A 22104-nucleotide genomic window follows, 5' to 3' on the forward strand; every position below is an offset into this window, starting at 1 on the left:
ATAGAGGACCGAACATCATGTTGCTCGCTCTCCTGCTCGGCGTCACGTCCGGTGCACTTCAACACCCTGGCTTGGTGCCGATGGCAGTGAGCCCTTCAGGCGTGATCGGCTCTGGTTTGCACAACGATTGCGCGGCATCCGAACCGGGTATTCGGATCGACGTGTCGGGCCTGCGCGATCGGAGTGGGCGGCTTAAGCTCGAATTGTATCCGGCGAACGCGGACGATTTTCTTGCGGACGACGATGCGTTGCTCCGTGCAGGTAAGGTGTTTCGTCGGGTCGTGACCGCCGTTCCGCCCGATGGGATGGTGAGCCTGTGTGTCGCCGTACCAAGGCCAGGCCGCTACGCCGTGCTGGTCATTCACAAACGCGATGGCAGTCGCGCGTTCAGTATCTCCAACGACGGCGTCGGCTTGCCGGGTAGCCAGCACATCGGTCGTCATCGCCCACCTATCGAGCAGGCGATCGTCACCGTGCCAGAGACGCTCGCGATCGTCACTGCGCGGATGCGATATCTGCGCGGCATTGCCGGATTCAAGCCGATGCCATTCAGGCCGATGGCGCAATGACGCGCCCGCGGATCGTCCTGATGGGCGGTAGGGCAGGAGGCTGTCGACGCGGTCCCGGCCGACGACAGAGGGCGCTCGTCGGCCTGCTTGCGGGGGCATCGATCGTCGGCGCGCTGACACTTGCCCTGGCCCTGGAGCGCTGGCTTGCCGAGGCGATCGACGATCATGTGATCGCGACCATACTCCTGCTGATCGTCGGCATCATCACGATCGCGTTCGTGTCCCCCCTGTTCGCCAGGCCATCGCGCTGATCCATGCCGCCGAGCAGTATCGATCCGGCAGGGTGGTCGATCGCAGCTCTGGCCCCTCGGAGCGATGGCCGGACGCGTCCCGGACAGCCGTTGTCGACGACGGTCTGGTTCGCCTCAGCGCTGTTTCTTGGTCGTGCCAGCGGTGAAATCGGGGTCTTTCTTGGCGACCCAATCGACGAATTTGCGCACCGCAGGTTCGGCCAGCAGCGCTTCGGCATTCATCCCGTGACGCTCAAGCTCGGAGTTCGTGAAATTGGCTGTCACGGTCTGCTGGCAAATCGGGTGCATCGGTACGACATCGCGGCCGCCGCGGCTCTTGGGTACGGGGTGGTGCCAGACGATGGTCTTGCCGGTCGGCCGACCACATAACCAGCAGGGTGGCACCGTCGCTGCAACCTCTTCGTCCACATTCGTGTCTTCGTACGGGCCGTGTTTCGAATGCTTGCGAGCCATGCGTTGATCTTGATCCGTCACTGCGCTGCCAACTGGAAGCAGCGCGTGCGGCTCCACTACACGACCGGTTGATCGATACCGAGAGGAAAGATCGGCGTCGGCAGGGCGACGTTACCCAGCGTGCCCACTGGACCATGGGGCAACCGACGTGGACGTCCGCTGACGGGCATCCGAGAACTCTTAGCGCAGTGGTGTTCGTTTGCAGGCATGATCGGTAGTCGACCGCAAGGCCGCGCCGAACGCCCGCGGATACCGGTCTGTCGCGACTGCACCTATCCCGCGCGATCACGCAGGAACTCCGTCTTCGCGACCGCATTGGTTGGACAGGTGTCGTCATACGCAACGATACGCCCAGGAGGCTCCATGTTTCGCAGCATCAATCCCGCAACCGGGGACGAAATCGCAACTTATCCCGAGCTCACCGGAGCGGAGGTCGATGCAAAGCTCGACAAGGCAGCGGCGGCCTTTCGTGACTGGCGCGACGTGACCATATCGGAGCGCGCCGCGCTGCTTGAACGGATCGCCGAAGAATATGAGGCGAACGACGACCGGCTTGCCCGGATGGCGGTAGCGGAAATGGGCAAGACGCATGCCTCCGCGTTGGCCGAAGTCCGGAAGTGTGCAGCGGCATTCCGCTACTATGCGCAACAAGGCCCGACAATGCTCGAGCCCGTCCACATCGACTTGTCGGGTGGTGGCTCGGCGGAGGTGCGGTATCTGCCGCAGGGGCCGGTGCTGGCGATCATGCCCTGGAATTTTCCATACTGGCAGGCGGTCCGCTTCATTGCGCCAACGATCCTCGCGGGCAATGTCGGCCTGCTGAAACACGCGAGCATCGTACAGGGCTGCGCGCAGCTGATGGAAGAGATGGTGATCGCCGCCGGCGGTCCCGACGGGGTATTCCAAAACCTGGCGATCAAATCCGCTGCGGTCGCCGACATCATCGCCGACGACCGCATCGTCGCGGTGACGTTGACGGGTAGCGAGGGGGCGGGGCGTGCCGTTGCCGAGCAAGCGGGCCGAGCGCTGAAGAAGGTCGTCCTCGAACTTGGTGGGTCGGATCCGTTTATCGTGATGCCGTCGGCGGATCTGGACGCTGCGGTAAAGCAGGCGGTCACCGCGCGAATCCAAAACACCGGGCAATCCTGCATCTGTGGGAAGCGGATGATCGTTCATGCGGACATTCATGACGCTTTTCTCGCGAAATTCGCCGCGGCGATGCGCGCCGTGACGGCAGGTGACCCGATGGACGCCGCGACCGACATGGGGCCGTTGTCGAGCATCGAGCAGCGCGACACCGTGCTCGGGCAGCTGGCCGAAGCGAAGATCGCGGGGGCGCGCCTGTTGTTCGGCGGCGAGGCGCTGCCCGGCAAGGGCGCGTTCCTGTCGGCGGGGATCCTCGTCGACCTGCCGCTCGACAGCCCCTTCATGGCCGAGGAGCTGTTCGGACCTATCGCCATGGTCTTCCGCGCCGCGGATATCGAGGAGGCGATCCGTATCGCCAATGCGATCCCCTACGGCCTCGGCTCATCGGTATGGACCAATGACCCCGACGAGCAGGAGCGGTTCGTGCGCGATATCGAGGCGGGCATGACCGCCATAAACCAAATGCTCGCATCCTCCCCCGAAGCACCGTTCGGCGGTATCAAGGCGTCCGGACATGGGCGCGAATTGGGTCCATATGGGTTGCACGAGTTCATGAACCTCAAGACGGTCCTGCGCAGTGCCTGATCGTCCCCCGCACCCTGGGAAGGAAAACCTATGACCGCCTATGTCGTCTTCGTCCGCGATCGCATCACCGATACGGCGGAATTCACCGCCTATCAGCAGACCGCACCACTGGCACGCGAGGGGCATGCGATCACCCCGCTCGCGTTCTATGGTGCGGTCGAGACGCTCGAAGGTACGGCAGTCGACGGCGCGGTCATCCTGGAGTTCGCGTCCGTCGCCGAGGCCCATGGCTGGTATGACAGCCCGCTATATCGCGAGGCACGCGAGCACCGACTCAAAGGTGCCGAGTACCGTGTGTTCATCATCGAGGGGCTTGCCAACCAGACGTGAATCCCCCGCCGGATTCCATGAATGCGTGCGGTTGCAGGGGGGCACGACCGATATGCCTTGGCGTTCGGATACCGCCTGCCGGGTCTTGCGTAACGCATCGTCCCTCGACGATGCCGAGGACGAGCCACACGCGTCGATCGAACCTCGACGCGTGTGGCAGTATCGAGGCGTCGGGATCATCTACCGACGCGGGCTTATGCTATGGCCGATCGTCGAGTTCCGGCACGCCGCTGCTGCGATCCGCATAGGCGGCGAGGAACGTCGGCCGGCCCTGCCAGCGCTGCCAGAACGCATCGATATGCTCATAGCGCTCGTCGAGCGGCATCGCGTTCACCTTGAACTTCGAGAACGCGATCGCGGTCGCCATCGTGATATCCGAGAAAGTCGGTTCGTCGCCGCCGAGCATCCAGTCACGACCATCGGACAGATGGCGGTCGATCAGCGCGGTATGGGACAGCGCTTCCTTGCGGCAATGCTCACCCCACGCGGCGTTCGCGGTCAGCTCGAGCTTCGGCCCGAGTCCCTGGTGCAGGACATGGAACGCGGTCGTGATCCGGTAGAGGATGTGCACCCAGATCCGGTTGTCCCACATCGCGTCGAGCCCCTGCTGTTCCGGCGTCTCGCCCATGATCCGCCGCCCCGGATAGGCCTGGTCGAGATAGCGTACGACCGCGGCGGTCTCCGAGATGAAGCTGCCGTCCGCCAGTTCGAGCGTCGGCGTCTCGCCCCACGGGTTCATCTTGAGGTGCTTCCACTGGCGCTGCTCGCCGACCGGCGACATGTCGTAAACCGTTTCATCGAAGCGGTCCGCGATGCCCTTCTCATACAGGAAGATACGCAGGCGCTGCGGGTTGGGGAATGCCGAAGGCGAAGTGAACAGGCGAAGCTTAGCGGTCGATGGCGACGTTTGAACGGTCATGGCGTATCCCTACCAAGTGATCGGTAGCCATCAAATGCGTACTTGCCTGCCCCGCGTCAACGTCTATCTATCACTTGGTCGGTTTATGAATGGATAGGGCGGATGGCGAGTTCGAACTCCAGGGAAGCCGTGCTCGCCGCGGCGAGGCGAAGCGCGATGGCGCACGGCTATACCGGCCTGAACTTTCGCGACATTGCGGCCGAGGTCGGGATCAAGGCGCCCAGCATCTATCATCATTTCCCGACCAAGGCCGATCTCGGTGCGGCAGTGGCGCGGCGTTATTGGGAGGATACCGCCGCCCAGTTGGCGGCGATCTCGGACGAGACACCACGCGCGCACGATGCGCTCCGCCGCTATCCCGAGATCTTTCGCAAGTCGCTCTCGAACGATAACCGGATCTGCCTGTCTAGCTTCATGGCGGCCGAATACGACGACCTGCCGGATGCCGTGAAGACCGAGGTGCAGGGCTTCGCCGACGTCAACGTCGCGTGGCTGAGCAAATTGCTCGTCGAAGCAGACATCGTCGGATCCGGCGAAAGCGAAACCCGGGCGAGAGCGATCTATGCGGCAGTTGCGGGCGCACAATTGTTCGCACGAGGCCGTTCGGATATCGCGCTCTTCGACACGATGATCGACAGCTATCGTGCCGCGGGCCTCTTGCCGGGATAGTTGCGGCTTAGCGAAGCCCGCATCGCTGAAATAGCATCGTGGTCGTTTGATCGTCATTCCGGTCCACCTCGGCGATCGGCTCGACGGCCAGTGCCGGCGGAATGCGTCCCGCCGGCACTGGAGCATCAGGCCACGAGCGGCAGCTTGGCGAGATGCTTTTCGAGCGTGATCGGGTAGTCGCGTACCCGCACACCGGTCGCATTGTAGACCGCGTTGGCGATCGCCGCGCCGACACCGCACAGGCCCAGCTCGCCGACACCCTTCGCCTTCATCGGCGAGGTGGTGGGATCGGCTTCATCGAGGAAGACGACGTCCTGATGCGGGATGTCGGCATGGACCGCGACTTCGTAGCTGGCGAGGTCGTGGTTGACGAAGAAGCCGAAGCGCTTGTCGACCGCGAGTTCCTCCATCAGCGACCCGCCGACGCCCATCGTCATCGCGCCGATCACCTGGCTGCGCGCGGTGGTGGGGTTCAAGATGCGTCCGGCTGCGCAGACCGCGAGCATGCGGCGGATTCGCACTTCGCCGGTGTACCGATCGACGCCGGCCTCGACGAAATGCGCGCCGAAGGTCGACTGCTGATACTGCTTGTCGAGATCGCCGAACTCGATCGTGTCCTCGACGACGATCTCGCCTCCGGCCGCCGCCTTTGCGAGTGCCACTCGGTTGCCGCCCGAGCGCACTTCCCCATCGCTGAAAGCAATGTCGGTCGTGTTGAAGCCGAGCTTCTGCGCAACCGCCTCACGCAGCTTGACGCACGCCGCATATACGCCCGCGGTCGAGCTGTTCGCGCCCCACTGGCCGCCCGAGCCGGCCGAGCTCGGCATCGCGGAGTCACCGAGCTTCACGACGATCTTGTCCATGCCGACGCCCATCATCTCGGCCGCGGTCTGCGCGATGATCGTATAGCTGCCCGTGCCGATATCGGTCATGTCGGTCTCGACGGTGACGATACCCTTGCCGTCCAGCCGCACGCGCGCGCCGGACTTCTGGTTGACGTTGTTGCGGAACGCGGACGCGACGCCCATGCCGACGAGCCAGCGGCCGTCCTGCACCTGCGCAGGCTTGGGGTTGCGGCGCGACCAGCCGAACTGATCGGCACCGGTGCGCAGGCACTTGACCAGCTGACGCTGCGAAAAGCGACGGCCGGGCTTTTCCGGATCGGTCTGCGTGTCGTTCATCACGCGAAATTCGATCGGATCGATCCCGAGCTTCTCCGCCATCTCGTCCATCGCGACTTCGAGCACCATCAGGCCAGGAGCCTCACCCGGCGCACGCATCGCGTTACCCTCGGGCAGATCGAGTACCGCGAGGCGCATCTTCGTCAGGCGGTTGGCGCCCGCATATAGCAGTCGGGTCTGGAGCACCGCAGCCTCGGGGCCACCGTCGGGAAGGTCGCCCGACCAGCTCTCATGCCCGATCGCGAGGATCTTGCCGGCCTTGTCGGTACCGATCCGGACGCGCTGGATCGTTGCGGGACGATGCGTCGCGTTGTTGGTCATGAACGGCCGGGTGAGGGCGATCTTGACCGGACGCTTGGCGGCACGCGCGCCGAGCGCCGCCATGACGGCGTCCGCGCGCAAGAACAGCTTTCCGCCGAAGCCGCCACCGACATAGGGCGAGATCAGGCGGACATTCTCCGGCGGCAGACCGAGCGTGGTGGCCAGATCGGCCTTGGTCGGCGTGATCCACTGGTTCGAAGTCCAGACCGTCAGCTTGTCGCCTTCCCACGACGCGATCGACGCGTGCGGCTCCATCATCGCATGGCTCTGATCGGGGGTGGTGTAGTTCTGGTCGAGCTTGACCGGTGCACTGGCGAACGCGCCCGCGAAATCGCCGACGGCGCTGTCGGCATTGTCGCCCGTCAGCTTGGTCGCGGTGGGCTTGGCGGCTTCGAGATCGAAGCGACCCTTGGCGCGGGTATAGTCGACACGCACGAGCGCCGCGGCGGCGCGGGCCTGTTCGAAGGTTTCCGCGACGACGACCGCGATCGCCTGGTGATAATGGTCGATCTCGGGTCCGCCGAGCAGCTTGGCGGTATTCATCTTGCCCTTGCCGAGCTTGCCCGCATCGGCAGCGGTGACGATCGCGAGCACGCCGGGTGCGGCCTTCGCATCCGCGAGGTCCATCGAGGCGATCCGCCCCTTGGCGATGCCCGAGCCGACGATGTAGCCGTAGGCGGGGTTCGCTACCTCGTGATGCTCATAGGCGTAGGGCGCGCCGCCGGTGGTCTTGAGCGGACCATCGATACGGACGTGCGGCTTGCCGACGACCTTCATCTGGTCGATCGGATTGGTGCCCGCAGGCGTGGTGAACTTCATGCGCGGGCCTCCGCAATCGCTGATGCTAGTGCCCGTTCGGTCAACGAGACCTTGAAGGCGTTCTCTTCGGTCGGTCGTGCGCCAGTCAGCAGCCGGTTGGTGACGGCCTTCGCCCCCTGCGGCATGGCAGCTTCCGCCGCCTCGACGCGCCAAGGTCGCGGCGCGATGCCACCGACCGCGACCCGGCCGGTGCCATCCTTCTGTACGACGACCGCGACCGAGACGAGCGCGAAGGCGTAGGACGCGCGATCACGCACCTTGCGGTAGATATGCGTGCCGCCGATCGGCTTGGGCAACGTCACCGCAGTGATCAGTTCGCCCGGTGCCAGCGCGGTCTCGACGTGAGGGGTCGTGCCGGGAAGACGGTGGAAATCCGCTATCGGAATAGAGCGTGCGGCTCCTTGCGCGTTGACGGTCTCGACCGTCGCGTCGAGCACGCGCATCGCCACCGCCATGTCGCCGGGATAGGTCGCGATGCACGCATCGCTGGTACCGATCACGCCAAGCTGGCGGCTGAAACCGCCCACGGCCGCACAACCCGAGCCGGGCTTGCGCTTGTTGCAGGCCTGGTTGGTGTCGTAGAAATACGGGCAGCGCGTGCGCTGGAGCAGGTTGCCCGCCGTCGTTGCCTTGTTGCGCAACTGTCCCGATGCACCGGCGACGATCGCGCGCGTGAGCACGCCGTAGTCGCGGCGGACGCGGGTGTCGGCGGCGAGATCGCTGTTGCTGACCAACGCACCGATACGGAGACCACCTTGCGGTGTCGCCTCGATCTTGTCGAAGCCGAGGCCGTTGACGTCGACCAGATGCTGCGGCGCCTCGATCTGCAATTTCATCAGATCGAGCAGATTGGTGCCGCCGGCGATGAACTTGGTGCCGGGACGCAGCGCGGATTTGGCGGCATCGGCCGCAGTCTTGGCGCGCTCGTAGGTGAAGGGCTTCATGCGTCGACTCCCGCGACTTCCGTCATCGCTTCGAGGATGTTGGAATAGGCGCCGCACCGGCAGATGTTGCCGCTCATCCGTTCGCGCATCTCGGCATTCGATGCGGTCGGCTTGGCGGTGAGGTCGCCGGTGACGTGGCTGGGGACGCCCGCCTTGATCTCTCTGAGTACCGCGACCGCCGAGCAGATCTGACCGGGCGTGCAATAGCCGCACTGGTAACCGTCATGCTTGACGAACGCGGCCTGCATCGGGTGCAGATCCTTGACGGTGCCGAGGCCTTCGATCGTGGTGATCTTGTCGCCCTCATGCATTACCGCGAGGCTGAGGCAGGAATTGATCCGCTTGCCGTCGACGATGACGGTGCAGGCACCGCACTGGCCGTGGTCGCAGCCCTTCTTCGTGCCGGTCAGCTTCATGTTCTCGCGCAGCGCGTCGAGCAGCGTGGTGCGCGTGTCGACCCGCAGCGTCCGGCGCTTGCCGTTCACCTCGAACGACACCGGCATCATGCTGGGTTGCGGCTGCGGCTGGCCGACAGCGGCATCCGCACCGCCCGTCGGAACCGCAACCATCGCCGCAGACGCGGCGCCCCCGATAAGAATTCCACGACGCGACACGTCGATTTCCCCTGATCCGTTCATCGTCATCGTCCTCTGTGTGCCCCGCCACGCCGGTTCGGAAGGCCCGATTGGCGAATGCATGGCGTGCCGCGCTCGTACCGAGCGGCCAATCCACTATAACTCCTTGTAAGGAGAGAGTTTCCCATCTTGTCGATGACGCCAGCTACATGCGTCGATGAGTAGCGCTCATGGTGGGTAGGCAAGGACGCGAAAGCTGGTCGCGGAAGCGGCGTACCGCTCCCGTGTTCGAGCACCGATCGAACCGGCAGCAGTCGTGAATGGTTGCCTGTCCGCATTCTCGAAAGGGGATGGCCAGCAAAGGCCGCCTCTCTACAAGAGTGCGAGACCGACGCCGTGTGAGGAAAGACGTACCGCGATGCCTGCCCCTCGTTCCGATCTGACGGAGCTGACCTATTTTCTTGCGATCGCGCGTCACCGTAATTTTCGCCGGGCGGGGCTCGAACTCGGTCTCAGTGCGTCGGGTCTTAGCCATGCGTTGAAAGCGCTGGAGACGCGTCTCGGCGTTCGCCTGCTCAACCGTACCAATCGCGCGGTCACGCTGACCGCGGCGGGTGAGGAGCTTCAGGCAACGATCGGCCGTCCGCTGGAAATCGTCGGCGAAGCGGTCGAGCGGCTCAATCGGTACCGCGATGCGCCTGCCGGTAGGATCAGGCTGAACGTCGCCGCCGACGCCGCGACGCTGTTGCTCGGCCCGGTGCTCCCATCGTTCCTGGAACGCTATCCGGACATCGAGGTCGACGTCGTTGCGACCAATCAGATGATCGACATCACCAGCGAAGGCTTCGATGCCGGCATCCGTCATGGCGGGACCGTCCCGGAGGACATGATCGCGCAGCGCCTGTCGGCGGATCTATGCTGGATCGTCGCCGGATCGCCGGCCTATCTGGCTCGTGCAGGCACGCCGAAACACCCCGACGAACTCCAGCATCACCAGTGTATCGGAATACGGCTCGGCGACGATCGGATATACCGGTGGGAGTTCGACGGCCCCGATGGAGAGTTTGCGGTCCCGGTGTCCGGACGGATCACCGTCAACGAAAGCCAGGCGATGCTCGCGATGGCGCTGGAAGGCGGGGGGCTGATGTACGCGATGGAGCCGCTGCTGAAGGCGCATCTCGAAAACGGTAGTCTGTGTCGTGTGCTCGAAGCACACGCGACCAGCGGCCCCGGCTATCATTTGTATTATTCCAGCCGCAGGCACGTTCCAACTGCCTTGCGGCTGCTGATGGATCATATCCGCGAAAAACGTCCGCTCGGTCTTTAAGTCGGAACCGAGCGGAGGCGGTGAGGGCTATCGCGGACAACCGGGCCCGCTAGCGCGGCGGTCGTCCCGGTTCACGACGATCCGCCACGTCCCGTACGGTCCTGAAGATACGCCTCGACAGCGGCCTTGAGGGGTTCACCACCGTGCAGACCGAGCTTAGTCCGCCGCCACAGGATGTCTTCCGCAGTGAGCGCCCATTCTTCGTCGACCAGATAGTCGATCTCGCGCTTGGACAGTCCATGGCCGATATCGTCGAGGCTCGTCGCGTCGCCGAGCACGCCCTCGATCCGCGTACCGTAAGCGCGCGCCATACGAAGCGCGTTTGCCGCGTCGAGGAACGGCCAGCGTGCGTGGACCGTCTTCAGGAACGTGGCGAAATCGCTGTTGGGCAGATCGCCGCCGGGCAGGGGAACGCCCGCGGTCCAGGGTTTGGCCATCGCGGGGAGGAACGGCGCAAGGTCCTCGAGCGCGTGTTCGGAGAGGCGGCGATAGGTCGTGATCTTGCCGCCGAACGCGGACAGGATCTGCGGCGCTTCGGCGGTACCGAGGCGGAGGACATAGTCGCGAGTGACTTCGGAGGCGTTCTCGTTGCCGTCGTCGAATAGAGGGCGGACGCCGGAATAGCTGCCGACGACATCGCCTGGGCCGATCTGTCGGGTGAAGTAGCGGTTGACGCTGTCGCAGAGATATTCGGTCTCGTCGGGATCGATCGTCGGATGCGACGGATCGCCTTCATAGGGCTTGTCGGTAGTGCCGATCAGCGTGAAGTCGTCCTCGTAGGGGATCGCGAAGATGATCCGCTTGTCGGGGTTCTGGAGGATGTACGCGTGTTCGCCCTCGAACAGCTTGGTCACGATGATGTGGCTGCCCTTGACGAGGCGGGGCGGACGCTCGGCGGTTGCCTGGGGCATCTCCGCGAGCACCTTGCTCACCCAGGGGCCGGAGGTGTTGGCGATGGCCCGTGCGGTAACCTTGGTGCCGTCGCCGAGCGTCGCGACCCAATGGTCGCTCTCGCGTCGGGCGCCCTCGAAGCTGGTGTGCGTGCGGATCTGCGCACCGCGCTCGGCCGCGTCGAGCGCGTTCAGCACCACCAGGCGCGCATCGTCGACCCAGCCGTCCGAATAGACGAAGCCGTGGCGGATCGGCTTCAGGCCCGCGCCCCATTTGGTCTTGTCGAGCCGTACGCCGATCGACTTGGGCAGGCGGGTGCGGCCGCCGATGTGATCGTAGAGGAACAGGCCGAGGCGGATCAGCCAGGCCGGCCGCATCCCGGCGGCGAGCGGCATGACGAACCGCATCGGTCGGATCAGGTTCGGCGCGACGTCGATCAGCTTCTCGCGTTCGGCGAGCGCTTCGCGGACCAGTCGGAACTCGTAATATTCGAGATAGCGCAGACCGCCGTGGATCAGCTTGGTGCTCGACGACGAGGTGTGCGAGGCGAGGTCGTCGCGCTCGACCAGCATCACGCTGAGCCCGCGACCGGCGGCGTCTCGCGCGATCCCGGTGCCATTGACGCCGCCGCCGATGACGAGCAGGTCGACGTCGATCTTTGCGTTCGGAACGGTCATGCCTTGGCCCTCGAGCTGGTTCGATCGACGGCTTCCTGCCAGCCAGCCATCAGCGCGGTCCGCTCGTCGCCCTTCATCCTCGGGGCGAAAGTCCGGTCTTCCTTCCAGGCGGCGGCGATGTCGTCGGGGCCGTTCCAGATGCCCACCGCCATGCCGGCGAGGAAGGCCGCGCCCGCAGCCGTCGTCTCGATGTTGGCAGGCCGGACGACGTCGGTGTCGAGCATGTCGGCAAGGAACTGGCAGAACCAGTCGTTCGCCGCCATGCCGCCGTCGACGCGGATCTGGCGGGCATCGCGCGCACCGTCCGCGACCATCGCGTTCATCAGGTCGGCGGTCTGGTAGGCGACCGACTCCAGTGCGGCGCGAGCGATGTGCGATCCGGTCGCAGCAAAGGTGAGGCCGGTGATGCTCGCGCGCGCGTCCGGGTCCCAGTGCGGTGCGCCAAGGCCGACGAATGCAGGCACCATGTAGACGCCGCCATTGCCGTCGAGCTTGGTCGCCATGTCGTCGGTATCCGCGGCGCGGTTGATCAGGCCCAGCCCGTCGCGGAGCCACTTCACGGCGGCGCCCGCGACGAAGATCGACCCTTCGAGCGCATAGGTGATCTCGCCGTCGAGCTGATAGGCGATCGTCGTGAGCATGCCGTTCTTGCTCGTCACCGCTTCCTTGCCGGTGTTGAGAAGGACGAAACAGCCGGTGCCGTAGGTGGATTTGGCATCGCCGCGCTGGAAACACGCCTGGCCGACGACGGCAGCCTGCTGGTCGCCCGCCATGCCGCCGATGGGCACCGCCTTGCCGAGCAGGTCGGAGGTGGTCTCACCAAAGATCGTGCTGTTGTTCTTGACCTCGGGCAGCAGGCTTTCGGGGATATCGAGCATGCGCAGCATGTCCTGGTCCCAGGCGCCCTTGTGGATGTCGAACAGCAAGGTACGCGAGGCGTTGGATGCGTCGGTCGCGTGGACCTTGCCGCCGGTCAGCCGCCACAGCAGGAAACTGTCGATCGTCCCGAACGCGAGCTCGCCCTTGTCTGCGCGGGCGCGGACGCCATCGACGTTGTCGAGGATCCATTTGAGCTTGGTACCCGAGAAATACGGATCGAGGATCAGCCCGGTCCGCTCGCGTACCAGCGGCTCGTTGCCGTCCGCCTTCAACTGCGCGCAGAGCTTGGCGGTGCGGCGATCCTGCCAGACGATCGCGTTGTGGACGGGCTTGCCGGTCTTGCGGTCCCATACCACCACGGTCTCGCGCTGGTTGGTGATGCCGATCGCCGCGACCTTGCCGCCATCGGCTTCGGCCGCTTCCTTCAGCGTCTCGACGGTATCGCGCCAGATGTCCTCGGCGTCGTGCTCGACCCAGCCCGATTGCGGGTAATGCTGCGCGAATTCGCGGCGGACGGTCTGGCGGGGGACACCGTCGGTGCCGAACGTCATGCTCCGCGTCGAGGTCGTGCCCTGGTCGATCGCCAGGATGATGGTGTCGCTCACGCCTTACACTCCTAGACTTATTGCGGGCCGGCGACAGGCTTGTCGCGCGGCAGGAAAGGCCGGATCAGCAGATGCTGCAGACCGCCGCCGATGATCGCCCCGATCAACGGACCCGCGATCGGTGCCCACCAATACCCCCCAACGCCAGGGAAGGCGGATCTGTCCCATCCCATCAGCCACGCAAAGGTACGCGGGCCGAGATCGCGGGCAGGATTGATCGCCCAGGCTTCCAGATATCCCATCGACGCGCCGATCACCGCGACCAGCAGGCCGATCACGATCGCCCCGAAATTCGCCTGCGGAGCCATGGTGTTGAACTCGTCGGTGATCGCGAAGATCCCGAAGACCAGGATCGCGGTCAGGATGATCTCGTCGACGAACCCCTTCATCGTCGTCACCGCGAGGCCGGGCGCGGTGAAGAACACGCCCGCCGCGCCGCCGCCCGAGCGCGTCAGGTTCTGCGTCGCGTTGAAGTGATCGATCACGTTGTAATACAGCGCATAGACGATCGCCGCGCCGATGAACGCACCGAGCAGCTGCGCGCACCAATAGGGCAGCACCTTCTTCCACGGGAAGCCGCGGTACAGCGCGAGTGCCAGCGTCACGCCCGGATTGGCATGTGTGCCAGAGACTGCGCCGGTAACGTAGATCGAGATCGACACCGCCATGCCCCAAGTCATGCAGACTCCCCAGTACGCGGTCTTGTACGGGCTCGGATCGTAGAGCGTGTACATGGCGGCGACCGACAGGCCGAAGGTCATCACGATACAGATCGCGACCGCCTCGGAGATCAGCTCGCCGAGGAAAGCTCTGGATTGCGGGGTCATGTCGATACCCTAACGCCCGTATCGGTTTGGTCGAGTATTTGTTCTTAATTCAGGTTAGCCGAGTGTTCGCTGCGACGCACGGATGGCGCGAAGCTCGTATCGCAGGGGCCGGCAACGCCATCCCGCAGATACGGGCAACGTGCTCAGAGCTTGCGGTAGGGGTTTCGCAGTTCTTCGATCCAGCCGGCCGTCGGCGGTGGCACGACCCGGGGCGTATCCATCGTCACCGGCTTTGCGGGCACGGTCGGCGCGATCGCGGCCTTCTTGTGGGCATCGACGGGATCGATCAGTTCGGCGAAGGCGATGCCCGCGAACCCGTTCCGGACCCACTGGACGGTCGCGCCGATGGCTTGAAGCGCACCGACCGAGATCAGGATCGTGGTACCGGGGCGCAAGCCGGCGGCATTGTCGATGCGTATGCCGCTGACCGAAAGATCCCGTACGCGGTGCTTGGTCGCGGCCTTCCCGCCGAACTGCTCGACCATCGCCATCAACATGACACTGGTTCGTTGCGCACGCTCGGTATGGCTCGGTGGCGTGTCATCACCTGGAGGGGCGGCGGGGCTATCGGGCACGACGAATAGACGATCTCATGGGTTCGTTGCTGTGTCGCTAATCGTATCCACGGAGACAATCAAATCGATCCTGCCACTCAATGTCGGCCGATAGAGTGTGTGGGAGTTGCGTTCGACTGTCGCGCCGGATCAGGTCCTCGCCTCGCGCGATAGCGACAGTCGCAGGCCACTCACGGCGCGGCGGATCTCGCGCCATGTCGGATGATCGAGCAAGGCGAGCGCCGCCACCCAGAGCGCGGCGCCCAGCACCGCCGAAATAGCCATCCTCACCGACAGGATCTGGCCGTCCCGCACCAGAAGGAGCAATGGCAGACAGGCGGCCAGTGTGCTCGTCGCGCTCTTGGCGTAGGTCGAGAGCAACGCGCGTGCCGAAAAGCCGACGATGCGCTGGATCAGGCCAATATAGATCAAGTACCAGATACCGGCATAGACGAGCCGCGCGATCGCCGCGGCCTCCAGTCCGAACCGGACGAGGCACGCGAGACAGATCAACGCCGCAGCGGTATCCATCAGGTTGCGGATCAGCAGCTGTCGCAGATGGCCCGACATCAGCGGCACTTCGGTGTGAAGCGGCAGCGCGAAGAAGATCAGCTCGCTCAAGGCCACCCAGCGCAGCGCCAGCGCGGCCTCGCCCCAGCCTGCGCCGTAGATCATCGTGACGATCGGCGCGGACAGCAGCGACAGCAGCAGCATCGCTGGCCACATCACGCTGGTGTAGCAGCCGACGAGGTCGCGGTATGGCTGGTCCAGCGCCGTCCTGGTCCGGATCAGCTGTGCGAAATGACTGAAGAACACGGCCGCCAGGCCGCCGTTGAGGAGCATGCGAAGGCCGTCGACCATGCCGGCCGCGCGTCCGAACAGGCCGACTGCGTGCATGCCGAGCACGTTGCCGATGATCAGGTCGGGAGACCGCGTTCCGATCGCGCCGCTCACCGCGAGCACGGTCGTCCCCGAGCCGAACGAGACGATCGGCTTGGCACCCGCGAAACTGAGGTGGAAGCGTACCCTTCGCGGGCCGAGCAGTTGCGCCATCGTCGCACGCGCGATCTGTTGTGCGAGGAAACCCAGCGCCAGCGACACGGGACCGTAGCCGAGCAGAGCGAAACCAGCGGACACGATCGCATTGGCCGCGGCCGCCGCCATGTTGATGAACGCCAGGGTCTTGAAGTCGACCGCGCGCTGCAGCAGCGCGATCGGCACGGTGTTGAACGGCAGCAGCAGGAAGGCCGCAGCGATCAGCAGCATGATCGGGATGAGCTGTGTGTTGGAATAATACCATGCCATCGGCATGCTCAGCGCGGCGATCACGACACAGATCGCGGCGCCCACGCACAGCGTGATGGTGGTGCAGGTGTCGAGGATTTGATCGGTCAGTTCCTCGGCCCGCACGAGATACCGGTTGAGCCCGAAATCCTGCAGGTTGGAGATAACGCCTGCCGCTGCGAACCCGACCGAGAACGTGCCGAACGCCGATGGCGGCAGCAGGTAGCGCGCCAGATACACACTGACCGCGAAGTTGAACGCGAAGACGAGCCACTGGCCGCTGACCGACCACATCGCGGCTTTACGCACCGCCATCGATCAGCCCCTCGGCATGAGATACGAGCGACACAGGCTGGCCGCGAGCTGCCCTGCGCCGCGCAACTGGCCGTGGCGAAGGAGCCGTCCGACCGCGCGTGTCGCAGGCCGACGCTCGCCGCCCTCCGCGACATACTCGCCGACCAGCTTGACGCCACCCGACTTCAGCGCGGGCAGCGAATAGAGCAGCTTCGGCGCGACGCGCGCGCGAACCCGGCGCGCGATGCCGGGCTCGCCGAAGATGGCATCGAGTTCGCCCAGATGGCCGACGTCCGGTAACGCCGTCAGGCCGGAGGTCGGATCGGGGCGGCCCTTGCTGTACTGAAGATAGGCTTCCCATGCGACGGTGGCCCCGACCGCGGTGTGCAGGAGGTGCTGGATCGTCACCTGTCCGTCGTTGACGCAGTAGCGGAGCAGCACATCGTCGACGCTGCATAACTTGGTGATTTGCGATAGCCGCAGCCAGAGGTCGTAATCCTCGCAGTGGCGATACATGGCACGGTATCCGCCGACCTTCTCGAATGCGGCGCGCGAGATCATCGAGCCCGGATGGCTCATGATCGGTTTGAACTCCATCGCGGCCAGGAACGTCTCGAAGTCGCGCGGATAATCGTCGATCAGCTTGATCGTCCGGCCGTGGACGTCGACGTTCAACTGCTGGCAGCCGACGACGCCGTATTCGGGATGCGCGTCGAAAAAGGCGAGCTGCGTCGCGAACCGGTGCGGAAGGCACTCGTCGTCGCCATCCATCCGCGCGACGAGATCGCCCTTGGCCATCGCGAAGCCGCGGTTCAGGCTGGCGACCAACCCGCGGTTCTCCTGTTCGACCAGCACGATACGAGGATCGGTGTTCGCCAGCCGGCGCAGGATTTCGGTCGAGCCATCGGTCGAGCCGTCATTGATGATGATGAATTCGAAATCGGCGTAGGTCTGCCGAAGCACGCTGGTCACGGCGCGTTCCACATAAGGGGCGTCGTTATAGGCGCTTAGCAATACCGACAGCCGCATCAACCACATCCTTCAGGTCTTGTGGGGCCTTACAGGCCGCGCCGTTGAAAATGAATGAATGGAATGAAACGGTTACGATCGTTTCGCGGAGCGTCGCTTGTGCGTAAATCTAGGTTAAGGCTGGATGGAAATCGATGTACTTGCGACCGAACAGTGCTGGCCCCTCGACGAAGCCCCTATGCATGGACTCGGTCACGGTTTCCGGGTGGGCCTTGCCCTGGATCCACGTGTCCGCCGTCGGGGACGTCCCGCCGATCGTGATCCCGAGCGGCGCGACGAGCGAGTGAAGGAGCATCTCGTCAGGACAGTCCGTATATTTGAACAGCCGCCAGTACCACGGGTTTTCGTCGAGGAACTGCAGCATCTTTTCCACCGTCCGGCGCTCGAACAGCCACCATGCGCCGCCGCCGTGCAAGGCGATGCCGCGCAACTTGCTCAACGATTTGTCCGGCATGCGGGGGAACAGCCGGCTCAGGATCCGCCATGCGATCGGATTTTGAACGTCGTGAAGCCACCGCCTGGTGTAGCGTTCCAGCGGTTTGTGGCTGACGGGCATGGCGGTCAGCTCCATCAGGTTGGCCGATCCCACCGGAAAGCTGGCAATCTGTTCGCGGATTTGGTCATCGCTTTTTACCGGATAGCATTGGCCGCTCATGTGATAGAAATGCGTGATCGTCGGATCGCGGAGCGCGGCGCGCAGGAGGCGGAGGACTCCCTCGACCTGACTCAGGCCGCCCCAGTTCACCTGAACGCGGTTGGTCAGGAACGGCGCTTTGTTCCGCAAGTTCGCGAACAGCTCGATATCGGACTTCCGGTCGATGTGAACGAACGGTGCCCACAGCGGACCATCGAGCCGGTCAAGCAACAGGCCGAGCTGTTCCGGGCGATGATAGGCTCGGATCAGGGCAGCGATCTTCATGCAGTCTTACTTTCGCGTGCGGGTCGATACGCCGATCGTAGCGTGCAGTCGTAAAAGAACAGCTACGGTTCTTATCCGGTCGCGCAAGTCGCCTCGCGTGGCGTTCAGACCCGTTAGCTCAGGGCCCGATATCGATCGCTTGCGCCTCCGCACGCTTTGCCGACGCTTTGGCGAACCCGAGCTGTTCGGCGATCGGATCGTTCCAGCCATAGGGATCCGTGCGGAATGCGACCTTGCCGCCGTCGTCCAGATAGACGTTGTGATACAGCAGCCGGACCGGGATGCGGCGGGGCAGGGGGACGAAGGTCATCTCGCCGGAGTCCTGCGCGGTCTGCCATGCCTCCGCGACGCCTTCATCCTGCGCAAGCATCTGCGCAAAGCCCAGCGCATCCTCGACCCGGACGCAACCGTGGCTCAGGTGACGCTGGCTGCGCTCGAACAGCGCCGGCGCGGAGGTGTCGTGGAGATAGATCGCCTGGTCGTTCGCCATGTCGAACTTGACGAGCCCGAGCGCGTTGCTCGGTCCCGGCTGCTGGACGATCCAGCCGTCGCGGACGACCATGTTGTGTTCGGCAAGATAGGCCTCGCCGACGTTCGCCATCTCGCCGTTCTGGATCGATTTGGGGACGGTCCAGGTCGGGTTCGCGACCAGGCGAAAGATCGGCGAAGACAGAGCCGGCGTCTCGCGGCCGGGTTCGCCGACGATCACCTTGCGTTGATCGATCATGGTGCCGTCGCGGTAATAGCGCAGCTGCGCAGCGGCGGTATTGACGTCGATCCGCGTCGCCGGCGGGGTCCGCGACAGCCAGCGACGCCGTTCGAGCCCGACCGCCAGCGCCCGCGCGCGGTCTCCGGCGCCGAGGTTGAGGACCTTCAGCGTTTCGGGACCGACCACGCCGTCGGCGGCGATGCCGTAATCGGTCTGGAGCCCCTTCAACGCGTCGGCGATCTCCGGCGTATAAAGCATCGAAACAGCCTTTGTCGGTGCGGGCAGATATCCGCTCTCGACGAGCTGTTCGAGGATGGTCGCGACGCGCGCATCGCGGTCGCCGACGCGGATCAGCCCCGACGGGATCGCCTGCACCGGGGCTGCGACCGTCGCCTTGGCGCTGAATGCGATATAGGCGTCGGACAGCGCCTTGTACTCCGCATCCTGCGGTGCGAGTCCGTCGAACCATGCCGCGAGATCGCCCTTGGCGAGTGCGCGCGTCAGACCAGCGGCAAGATCGGCCGTCGGACGGGGCAGCGTATACACCTGATGCAGCGCCGTCGGATCGGTTCGCCCGCGGGCCAGCGCGGTTGCATAGTCGAGCGCAGCCTTCGTTCGGGCGATATCGCCCGCCGCCGCCGTCGCCGCCTGCTCGTCGGAGGTCGGCAGGAACGCCACGCGGTCGAGGCCGTGCCGCGTGCGATCGGCGAGAACGCTGTCGAATGCTTCGGCGTTCGCAGTCGACCAGACGCCATGCCAGCCGGCCTTGGCGTAGATTGCGCGAAGGGCTGGGTCGGTGACTGCCTGCCTGTCGATCTGGATCGGCCCGGCGGATATGCCGGCCGGGAGCGGGTCGATCGCCTGCGCGGCGGCCGGATGAGCGAAACCGGTCATCGCGAAGGCCAGGAGCGGCATCGAACCAAGCGCCAGCCGCGCCCGTACTGTCTTTACTGTCATGCGTCGCTAACGAGTGGACCCTTCGATTGGATCACTTCGACCTACGGATTATCGAGATCGGTAGGCATGGACGCGGATATTCGCGGCGGTGAGACGGTAGTCGGGTCTTTAGCGTCCCGGATTATAGCGGCGCTCTACATGACCCTTGAGCTCGTCGGGATAGAAGTAGACCGGCCGCAGCTTGCCTTGGGCATACCGATCGATCTGGTCCGCAAAATGCGGCGAGCGCGTGTCGCCGCTTTGGCCGCCGGCCATGACCGCTGCCGCCTTCACGCGCGGACCGAATTCGACGACCGCGACGAAGCTGTTGCCGCTGGTGCCGTAATATCGCTTCGTTCCCGGCCATGGCCTGGCGCCGAACGAGGCGAGGCTGCCCCATTGGGCCGAGGTGAACGGCACCGGGGTCGATGGCTGAGAATCGTCGAAATGCGGGGCGATTGAATCGTCGAGACGCTGGAAGCGGTTGATATCCTTCCACGGTGTCCGCCAGCTGCCGAAGTCGCGGCCGAGCCGGTCCACCGCGGCGCTCAATGCGGCAAGCTTCGCATCCGGGCCGACACGCGTGGCGATGTAATCCGGGACGTTGAGGCGCTCGGCTTGCGCGAAGCTGCCGACTTCGCGCCACAGCTGGTCGCCCCAGAACACCGCCAGGCTGGTCGCTGTGGAGTCGTAGTTCCAGCGGTGATCCCACCCCCGCAACAGCGCGATCGGCCCCGCCAGCGCCTTGCGGCGCGGATCGCCGGCAGGCAGCGTAGTCCACGCCTGGACCAGCCCTGGCAGCAGCCGCGCGAACGCCGGCAGATACGGATCGAACGCCGTGTCGCGCAGGGTCTCGGGCGTCCATCCGGTCTTGCCGGTCAGCAACAGATCGGCATGAACGCCGCGCGCATTGCCGCCGACCTGATCCATGTAGCGCGGATAATCCGCCGCTTTCGGGCTGTCCGGCCCCGCCGCGCTCCACGGCCAGTCGTTGGTGTTGTGCGCCCATCCGGTGCGCGGGTTGAGCACGCTCGGCAGGCTGGGGAGGGTATGCAGCCCCCGCCAGTCGGTCGCCGGATCGCTGCCGTCGACCGGCCGGGTGTAGTCGAAGCGGTCGTCGCGCACCGGCATGAACTGCGGCATCAGGAACGCGATTTCGCCCTTGTTGTCAGCGAACAGCGTGTCGTTCGACGCGTTCGCCTTCAGTGCGGCGACCTTCATATAGCCGGCGAGATCGGTCGCCTTGGTCCGCAAATAGCTTTGTTCGAGAGCGGGTACGGGCTTCCACATGAGTGCGGTGGCGATCCACCTCCCGCCCTTGATCGCGACGATCGGGCCGTGGTGGGTGCGATACGTCGTGAAACCGCGCTCGCCCATCGTGCCATCGGCCCTGCGGAAACGCACCGTCACCACCTTCGTCGCGACGTCTCGGCTGGTCGTGCCGTAGCGATACGCATAGCCCCCGCCGCGCCGGGCGATCCGTTCGGCGAATTCATCGACATTGTCGACGGTCGACGAGGTGTGCATCCACCCGGCGTTCGCGTTGAAGCCCTGATAGATGAAGAACTGACCCCAGGTGCTTGCGCCATACGCGTCCAGCCCGTCCGCGCTGGTCATCTGCGCTTCGGACCGGAAGTAGAAGCTGGTGTGCGGGTTGATCAGCAGCAGCGCATGGCCGTTCGCCGTCAGCCGCGGTGCGATCGCGATGCCGTTCGAGCCTGACGGTTCGCGCGGCACCACCCCCAACTCTTCGGGCGTCGGCGGCGTCGGCCGGCCGTAGAAGGTCTTCAGGTCGCTCAGCGAGATACGCTCGATATCGCCGCCGATGCTGCCTTCGGTGAAGCTCAGTGCCATCCAGGGTTCGAAGCGGGTCAGTACCTTGGGTCGGACCTGCGGATGCGTGGCGAGGTAATAGTTCAGCCCGTCGGCCCACGCCTGCATCAGCGTGCGCAACCAGGCGGGGCTGGTGGCGTATTGCGCCTTCAGTTCGGCCGGGTCGACGAACAGCCGCTGGCGGAGATCCGCCCAGATCGCCTCCTCGCCATCGGCCTCCGCGGTACGGCCAAGCGCGGTCAGGTAATTGGCCTCGATCCGCGGAAAATCGTCCTCTGCCTGCGCGTAGATCAGACCGAACACCGCATCCGCATCGGATCGGCCTCGGATATGCGGAATGCCCCAGTCGTCGCGCGTGATCGTGACCTGCGTCGCCTGTGCCCGCCACCGCGCGATGTCAGTCGTGGGCGCGACGGACGCAGCCGTCAGCGGCGTTGCCAGCAGGGCCAGGAGGATCACCGGGTTGCGCGCGCGCCGTAGGACCGTGTTCATGGGCGGAGCGTAAGGCGGTGGTCGACGAAAGGCCATGCGCTGGCAGAGCCATCGGCGATTGCATCGCACCGCGCCGCGCGCGACAA

Annotated in this window: 20 protein-coding genes; 6 read left to right on the plus strand and 14 right to left on the minus strand. The window is 64.9% G+C overall.

What is annotated here, in order from left to right; all coding sequences use genetic code 11:
- Positions 1-17 precede the first annotated feature (17 nt).
- Both IFR23_RS10900 and IFR23_RS10905 read left to right on the plus strand, forming a co-directional pair.
- The gene (locus IFR23_RS10900) at positions 18-569 is read left to right on the plus strand and encodes a DUF2141 domain-containing protein (protein WP_192975902.1); all 552 of its coding nucleotides are present in this window, start codon (positions 18-20) and stop codon (positions 567-569) included.
- Positions 566-820, plus strand: coding sequence for a hypothetical protein (locus tag IFR23_RS10905; RefSeq protein WP_192975903.1), 255 nt, complete (start codon positions 566-568; stop codon positions 818-820). Before IFR23_RS10900 ends, IFR23_RS10905 begins: the two co-directional genes overlap by 4 nt.
- 114 nt (positions 821-934) lie before the next feature.
- Here IFR23_RS10905 and IFR23_RS10910 read toward each other — a convergent pair whose 3' ends face one another.
- Positions 935-1273, minus strand: coding sequence for a hypothetical protein (locus IFR23_RS10910; RefSeq protein ID WP_107962288.1), 339 nt, complete (start codon positions 1271-1273; stop codon positions 935-937).
- Positions 1274-1636: 363 nt separating this feature from the next.
- Here IFR23_RS10910 and IFR23_RS10915 point away from each other — a divergent pair, with 363 nt between their 5' ends.
- Positions 1637-3004 carry an NAD-dependent succinate-semialdehyde dehydrogenase gene (locus tag IFR23_RS10915; RefSeq protein WP_192975904.1) on the plus strand — a complete coding sequence of 456 codons (1368 nt, stop codon included), beginning with the start codon at positions 1637-1639 and terminating at the stop codon, positions 3002-3004.
- Between the two features lie 30 nt (positions 3005-3034).
- A complete protein-coding gene (locus IFR23_RS10920) occupies positions 3035-3334 on the plus strand; it encodes a DUF1330 domain-containing protein (RefSeq protein WP_192975905.1) in 300 nt (99 codons plus the stop codon).
- A 199-nt stretch (positions 3335-3533) separates the two neighbouring features.
- On the opposite strand, the gene IFR23_RS10925 is transcribed toward IFR23_RS10920, so the two are convergent.
- Positions 3534-4253 (minus strand): glutathione S-transferase family protein, encoded by a 720-nt coding sequence (locus IFR23_RS10925; protein ID WP_192975906.1) that lies wholly within the window; start codon positions 4251-4253, stop codon positions 3534-3536.
- Between the two features lie 102 nt (positions 4254-4355).
- On the opposite strand from IFR23_RS10925, the gene IFR23_RS10930 reads away from it, so the two are divergent.
- Positions 4356-4922 carry a TetR/AcrR family transcriptional regulator gene (locus IFR23_RS10930; RefSeq protein ID WP_192975907.1) on the plus strand — a complete coding sequence of 189 codons (567 nt, stop codon included), beginning with the start codon at positions 4356-4358 and terminating at the stop codon, positions 4920-4922.
- A 125-nt stretch (positions 4923-5047) separates the two neighbouring features.
- On the opposite strand, the gene paoC is transcribed toward IFR23_RS10930, so the two are convergent.
- From paoC to paoA, 3 genes are read right to left on the minus strand one after another with little or no spacing between them, the layout of a single operon-like run.
- Positions 5048-7243 (minus strand): aldehyde oxidoreductase molybdenum-binding subunit PaoC, encoded by a 2196-nt coding sequence (gene paoC, locus IFR23_RS10935; protein WP_192975908.1) that lies wholly within the window; start codon positions 7241-7243, stop codon positions 5048-5050.
- Complete coding sequence (locus IFR23_RS10940) at positions 7240-8187, minus strand: FAD binding domain-containing protein (protein ID WP_192975909.1); 948 nt, start codon at positions 8185-8187, stop codon at positions 7240-7242. The genes paoC and IFR23_RS10940 overlap by 4 nt, the downstream gene beginning before the upstream one ends.
- On the minus strand, positions 8184-8825 hold the full coding sequence (paoA, locus tag IFR23_RS10945; protein WP_192975910.1) for an aldehyde dehydrogenase iron-sulfur subunit PaoA: 642 nt from the start codon (positions 8823-8825) through the stop codon (positions 8184-8186). Before paoA ends, IFR23_RS10940 begins: the two co-directional genes overlap by 4 nt.
- Positions 8826-9180: 355 nt before the next feature.
- Between paoA and IFR23_RS10950 the strand changes: the two genes are divergently transcribed.
- Positions 9181-10089 (plus strand): LysR family transcriptional regulator, encoded by a 909-nt coding sequence (locus IFR23_RS10950; protein WP_107962127.1) that lies wholly within the window; start codon positions 9181-9183, stop codon positions 10087-10089.
- A 71-nt stretch (positions 10090-10160) separates the two neighbouring features.
- Here IFR23_RS10950 and glpD read toward each other — a convergent pair whose 3' ends face one another.
- The 9 genes from glpD to IFR23_RS10995 all read right to left on the minus strand — a co-directional run bounded on the left by glpD (position 10161) and on the right by IFR23_RS10995 (position 22018).
- Positions 10161-11657 carry a glycerol-3-phosphate dehydrogenase gene (gene glpD / locus IFR23_RS10955; protein WP_192975911.1) on the minus strand — a complete coding sequence of 499 codons (1497 nt, stop codon included), beginning with the start codon at positions 11655-11657 and terminating at the stop codon, positions 10161-10163.
- Positions 11654-13141 (minus strand): glycerol kinase GlpK, encoded by a 1488-nt coding sequence (glpK, locus tag IFR23_RS10960; RefSeq protein WP_192975912.1) that lies wholly within the window; start codon positions 13139-13141, stop codon positions 11654-11656. The genes glpD and glpK overlap by 4 nt, the downstream gene beginning before the upstream one ends.
- A 17-nt stretch (positions 13142-13158) precedes the next feature.
- Entirely contained in the window at positions 13159-13968 is an 810-nt protein-coding gene (locus IFR23_RS10965; RefSeq protein ID WP_192975913.1) for an MIP/aquaporin family protein, read from the minus strand.
- Between the two features lie 143 nt (positions 13969-14111).
- Complete coding sequence (locus IFR23_RS10970) at positions 14112-14543, minus strand: PilZ domain-containing protein (protein ID WP_342344933.1); 432 nt, start codon at positions 14541-14543, stop codon at positions 14112-14114.
- Between the two features lie 129 nt (positions 14544-14672).
- Positions 14673-16121 (minus strand): oligosaccharide flippase family protein, encoded by a 1449-nt coding sequence (locus IFR23_RS10975; protein WP_192975915.1) that lies wholly within the window; start codon positions 16119-16121, stop codon positions 14673-14675.
- A 3-nt stretch (positions 16122-16124) separates the two neighbouring features.
- Positions 16125-17129, minus strand: a complete 1005-nt coding sequence (locus tag IFR23_RS10980) for a glycosyltransferase family 2 protein (RefSeq protein WP_192975916.1) — start codon at positions 17127-17129, stop codon at positions 16125-16127.
- A gap of 109 nt (positions 17130-17238) precedes the next feature.
- A complete protein-coding gene (locus tag IFR23_RS10985) occupies positions 17239-18048 on the minus strand; it encodes a beta-1,6-N-acetylglucosaminyltransferase (RefSeq protein ID WP_192975917.1) in 810 nt (269 codons plus the stop codon).
- A gap of 118 nt (positions 18049-18166) precedes the next feature.
- Positions 18167-19714, minus strand: coding sequence for a L,D-transpeptidase family protein (locus tag IFR23_RS10990; RefSeq protein ID WP_244655598.1), 1548 nt, complete (start codon positions 19712-19714; stop codon positions 18167-18169).
- Positions 19715-19822: 108 nt separating this feature from the next.
- Positions 19823-22018 (minus strand): penicillin acylase family protein, encoded by a 2196-nt coding sequence (locus IFR23_RS10995; protein WP_192975918.1) that lies wholly within the window; start codon positions 22016-22018, stop codon positions 19823-19825.
- Between the last annotated feature and the right edge of the window lie 86 nt (positions 22019-22104).

The organism is Sphingomonas sp. CFBP 13603 (genome assembly GCF_014892665.1).
Lineage (GTDB): Bacteria > Pseudomonadota > Alphaproteobacteria > Sphingomonadales > Sphingomonadaceae > Sphingomonas.

Bases quoted from the DNA above. Each gene is read 5' to 3' on its own strand.
- IFR23_RS10900 (WP_192975902.1), top strand. From the start codon at position 18: ATGTTGCTCGCTCTCCTGCTCGGCGTCACGTCCGGTGCACTTCAACAC.
- IFR23_RS10905 (WP_192975903.1), top strand. From the start codon at position 566: ATGACGCGCCCGCGGATCGTCCTGATGGGCGGTAGGGCAGGAGGCTGT.
- IFR23_RS10910 (WP_107962288.1), bottom strand. From the start codon at position 1,273: ATGGCTCGCAAGCATTCGAAACACGGCCCGTACGAAGACACGAATGTG.
- IFR23_RS10915 (WP_192975904.1), top strand. From the start codon at position 1,637: ATGTTTCGCAGCATCAATCCCGCAACCGGGGACGAAATCGCAACTTAT.
- IFR23_RS10920 (WP_192975905.1), top strand. From the start codon at position 3,035: ATGACCGCCTATGTCGTCTTCGTCCGCGATCGCATCACCGATACGGCG.
- IFR23_RS10925 (WP_192975906.1), bottom strand. From the start codon at position 4,253: ATGACCGTTCAAACGTCGCCATCGACCGCTAAGCTTCGCCTGTTCACT.
- IFR23_RS10930 (WP_192975907.1), top strand. From the start codon at position 4,356: ATGGCGAGTTCGAACTCCAGGGAAGCCGTGCTCGCCGCGGCGAGGCGA.
- paoC (WP_192975908.1), bottom strand. From the start codon at position 7,243: ATGAAGTTCACCACGCCTGCGGGCACCAATCCGATCGACCAGATGAAG.
- IFR23_RS10940 (WP_192975909.1), bottom strand. From the start codon at position 8,187: ATGAAGCCCTTCACCTACGAGCGCGCCAAGACTGCGGCCGATGCCGCC.
- paoA (WP_192975910.1), bottom strand. From the start codon at position 8,825: ATGAACGGATCAGGGGAAATCGACGTGTCGCGTCGTGGAATTCTTATC.
- IFR23_RS10950 (WP_107962127.1), top strand. From the start codon at position 9,181: ATGCCTGCCCCTCGTTCCGATCTGACGGAGCTGACCTATTTTCTTGCG.
- glpD (WP_192975911.1), bottom strand. From the start codon at position 11,657: ATGACCGTTCCGAACGCAAAGATCGACGTCGACCTGCTCGTCATCGGC.
- IFR23_RS10965 (WP_192975913.1), bottom strand. From the start codon at position 13,968: ATGACCCCGCAATCCAGAGCTTTCCTCGGCGAGCTGATCTCCGAGGCG.
- IFR23_RS10975 (WP_192975915.1), bottom strand. From the start codon at position 16,121: ATGGCGGTGCGTAAAGCCGCGATGTGGTCGGTCAGCGGCCAGTGGCTC.
- IFR23_RS10980 (WP_192975916.1), bottom strand. From the start codon at position 17,129: ATGCGGCTGTCGGTATTGCTAAGCGCCTATAACGACGCCCCTTATGTG.
- IFR23_RS10985 (WP_192975917.1), bottom strand. From the start codon at position 18,048: ATGAAGATCGCTGCCCTGATCCGAGCCTATCATCGCCCGGAACAGCTC.
- IFR23_RS10990 (WP_244655598.1), bottom strand. From the start codon at position 19,714: ATGACAGTAAAGACAGTACGGGCGCGGCTGGCGCTTGGTTCGATGCCG.
- IFR23_RS10995 (WP_192975918.1), bottom strand. From the start codon at position 22,018: ATGAACACGGTCCTACGGCGCGCGCGCAACCCGGTGATCCTCCTGGCC.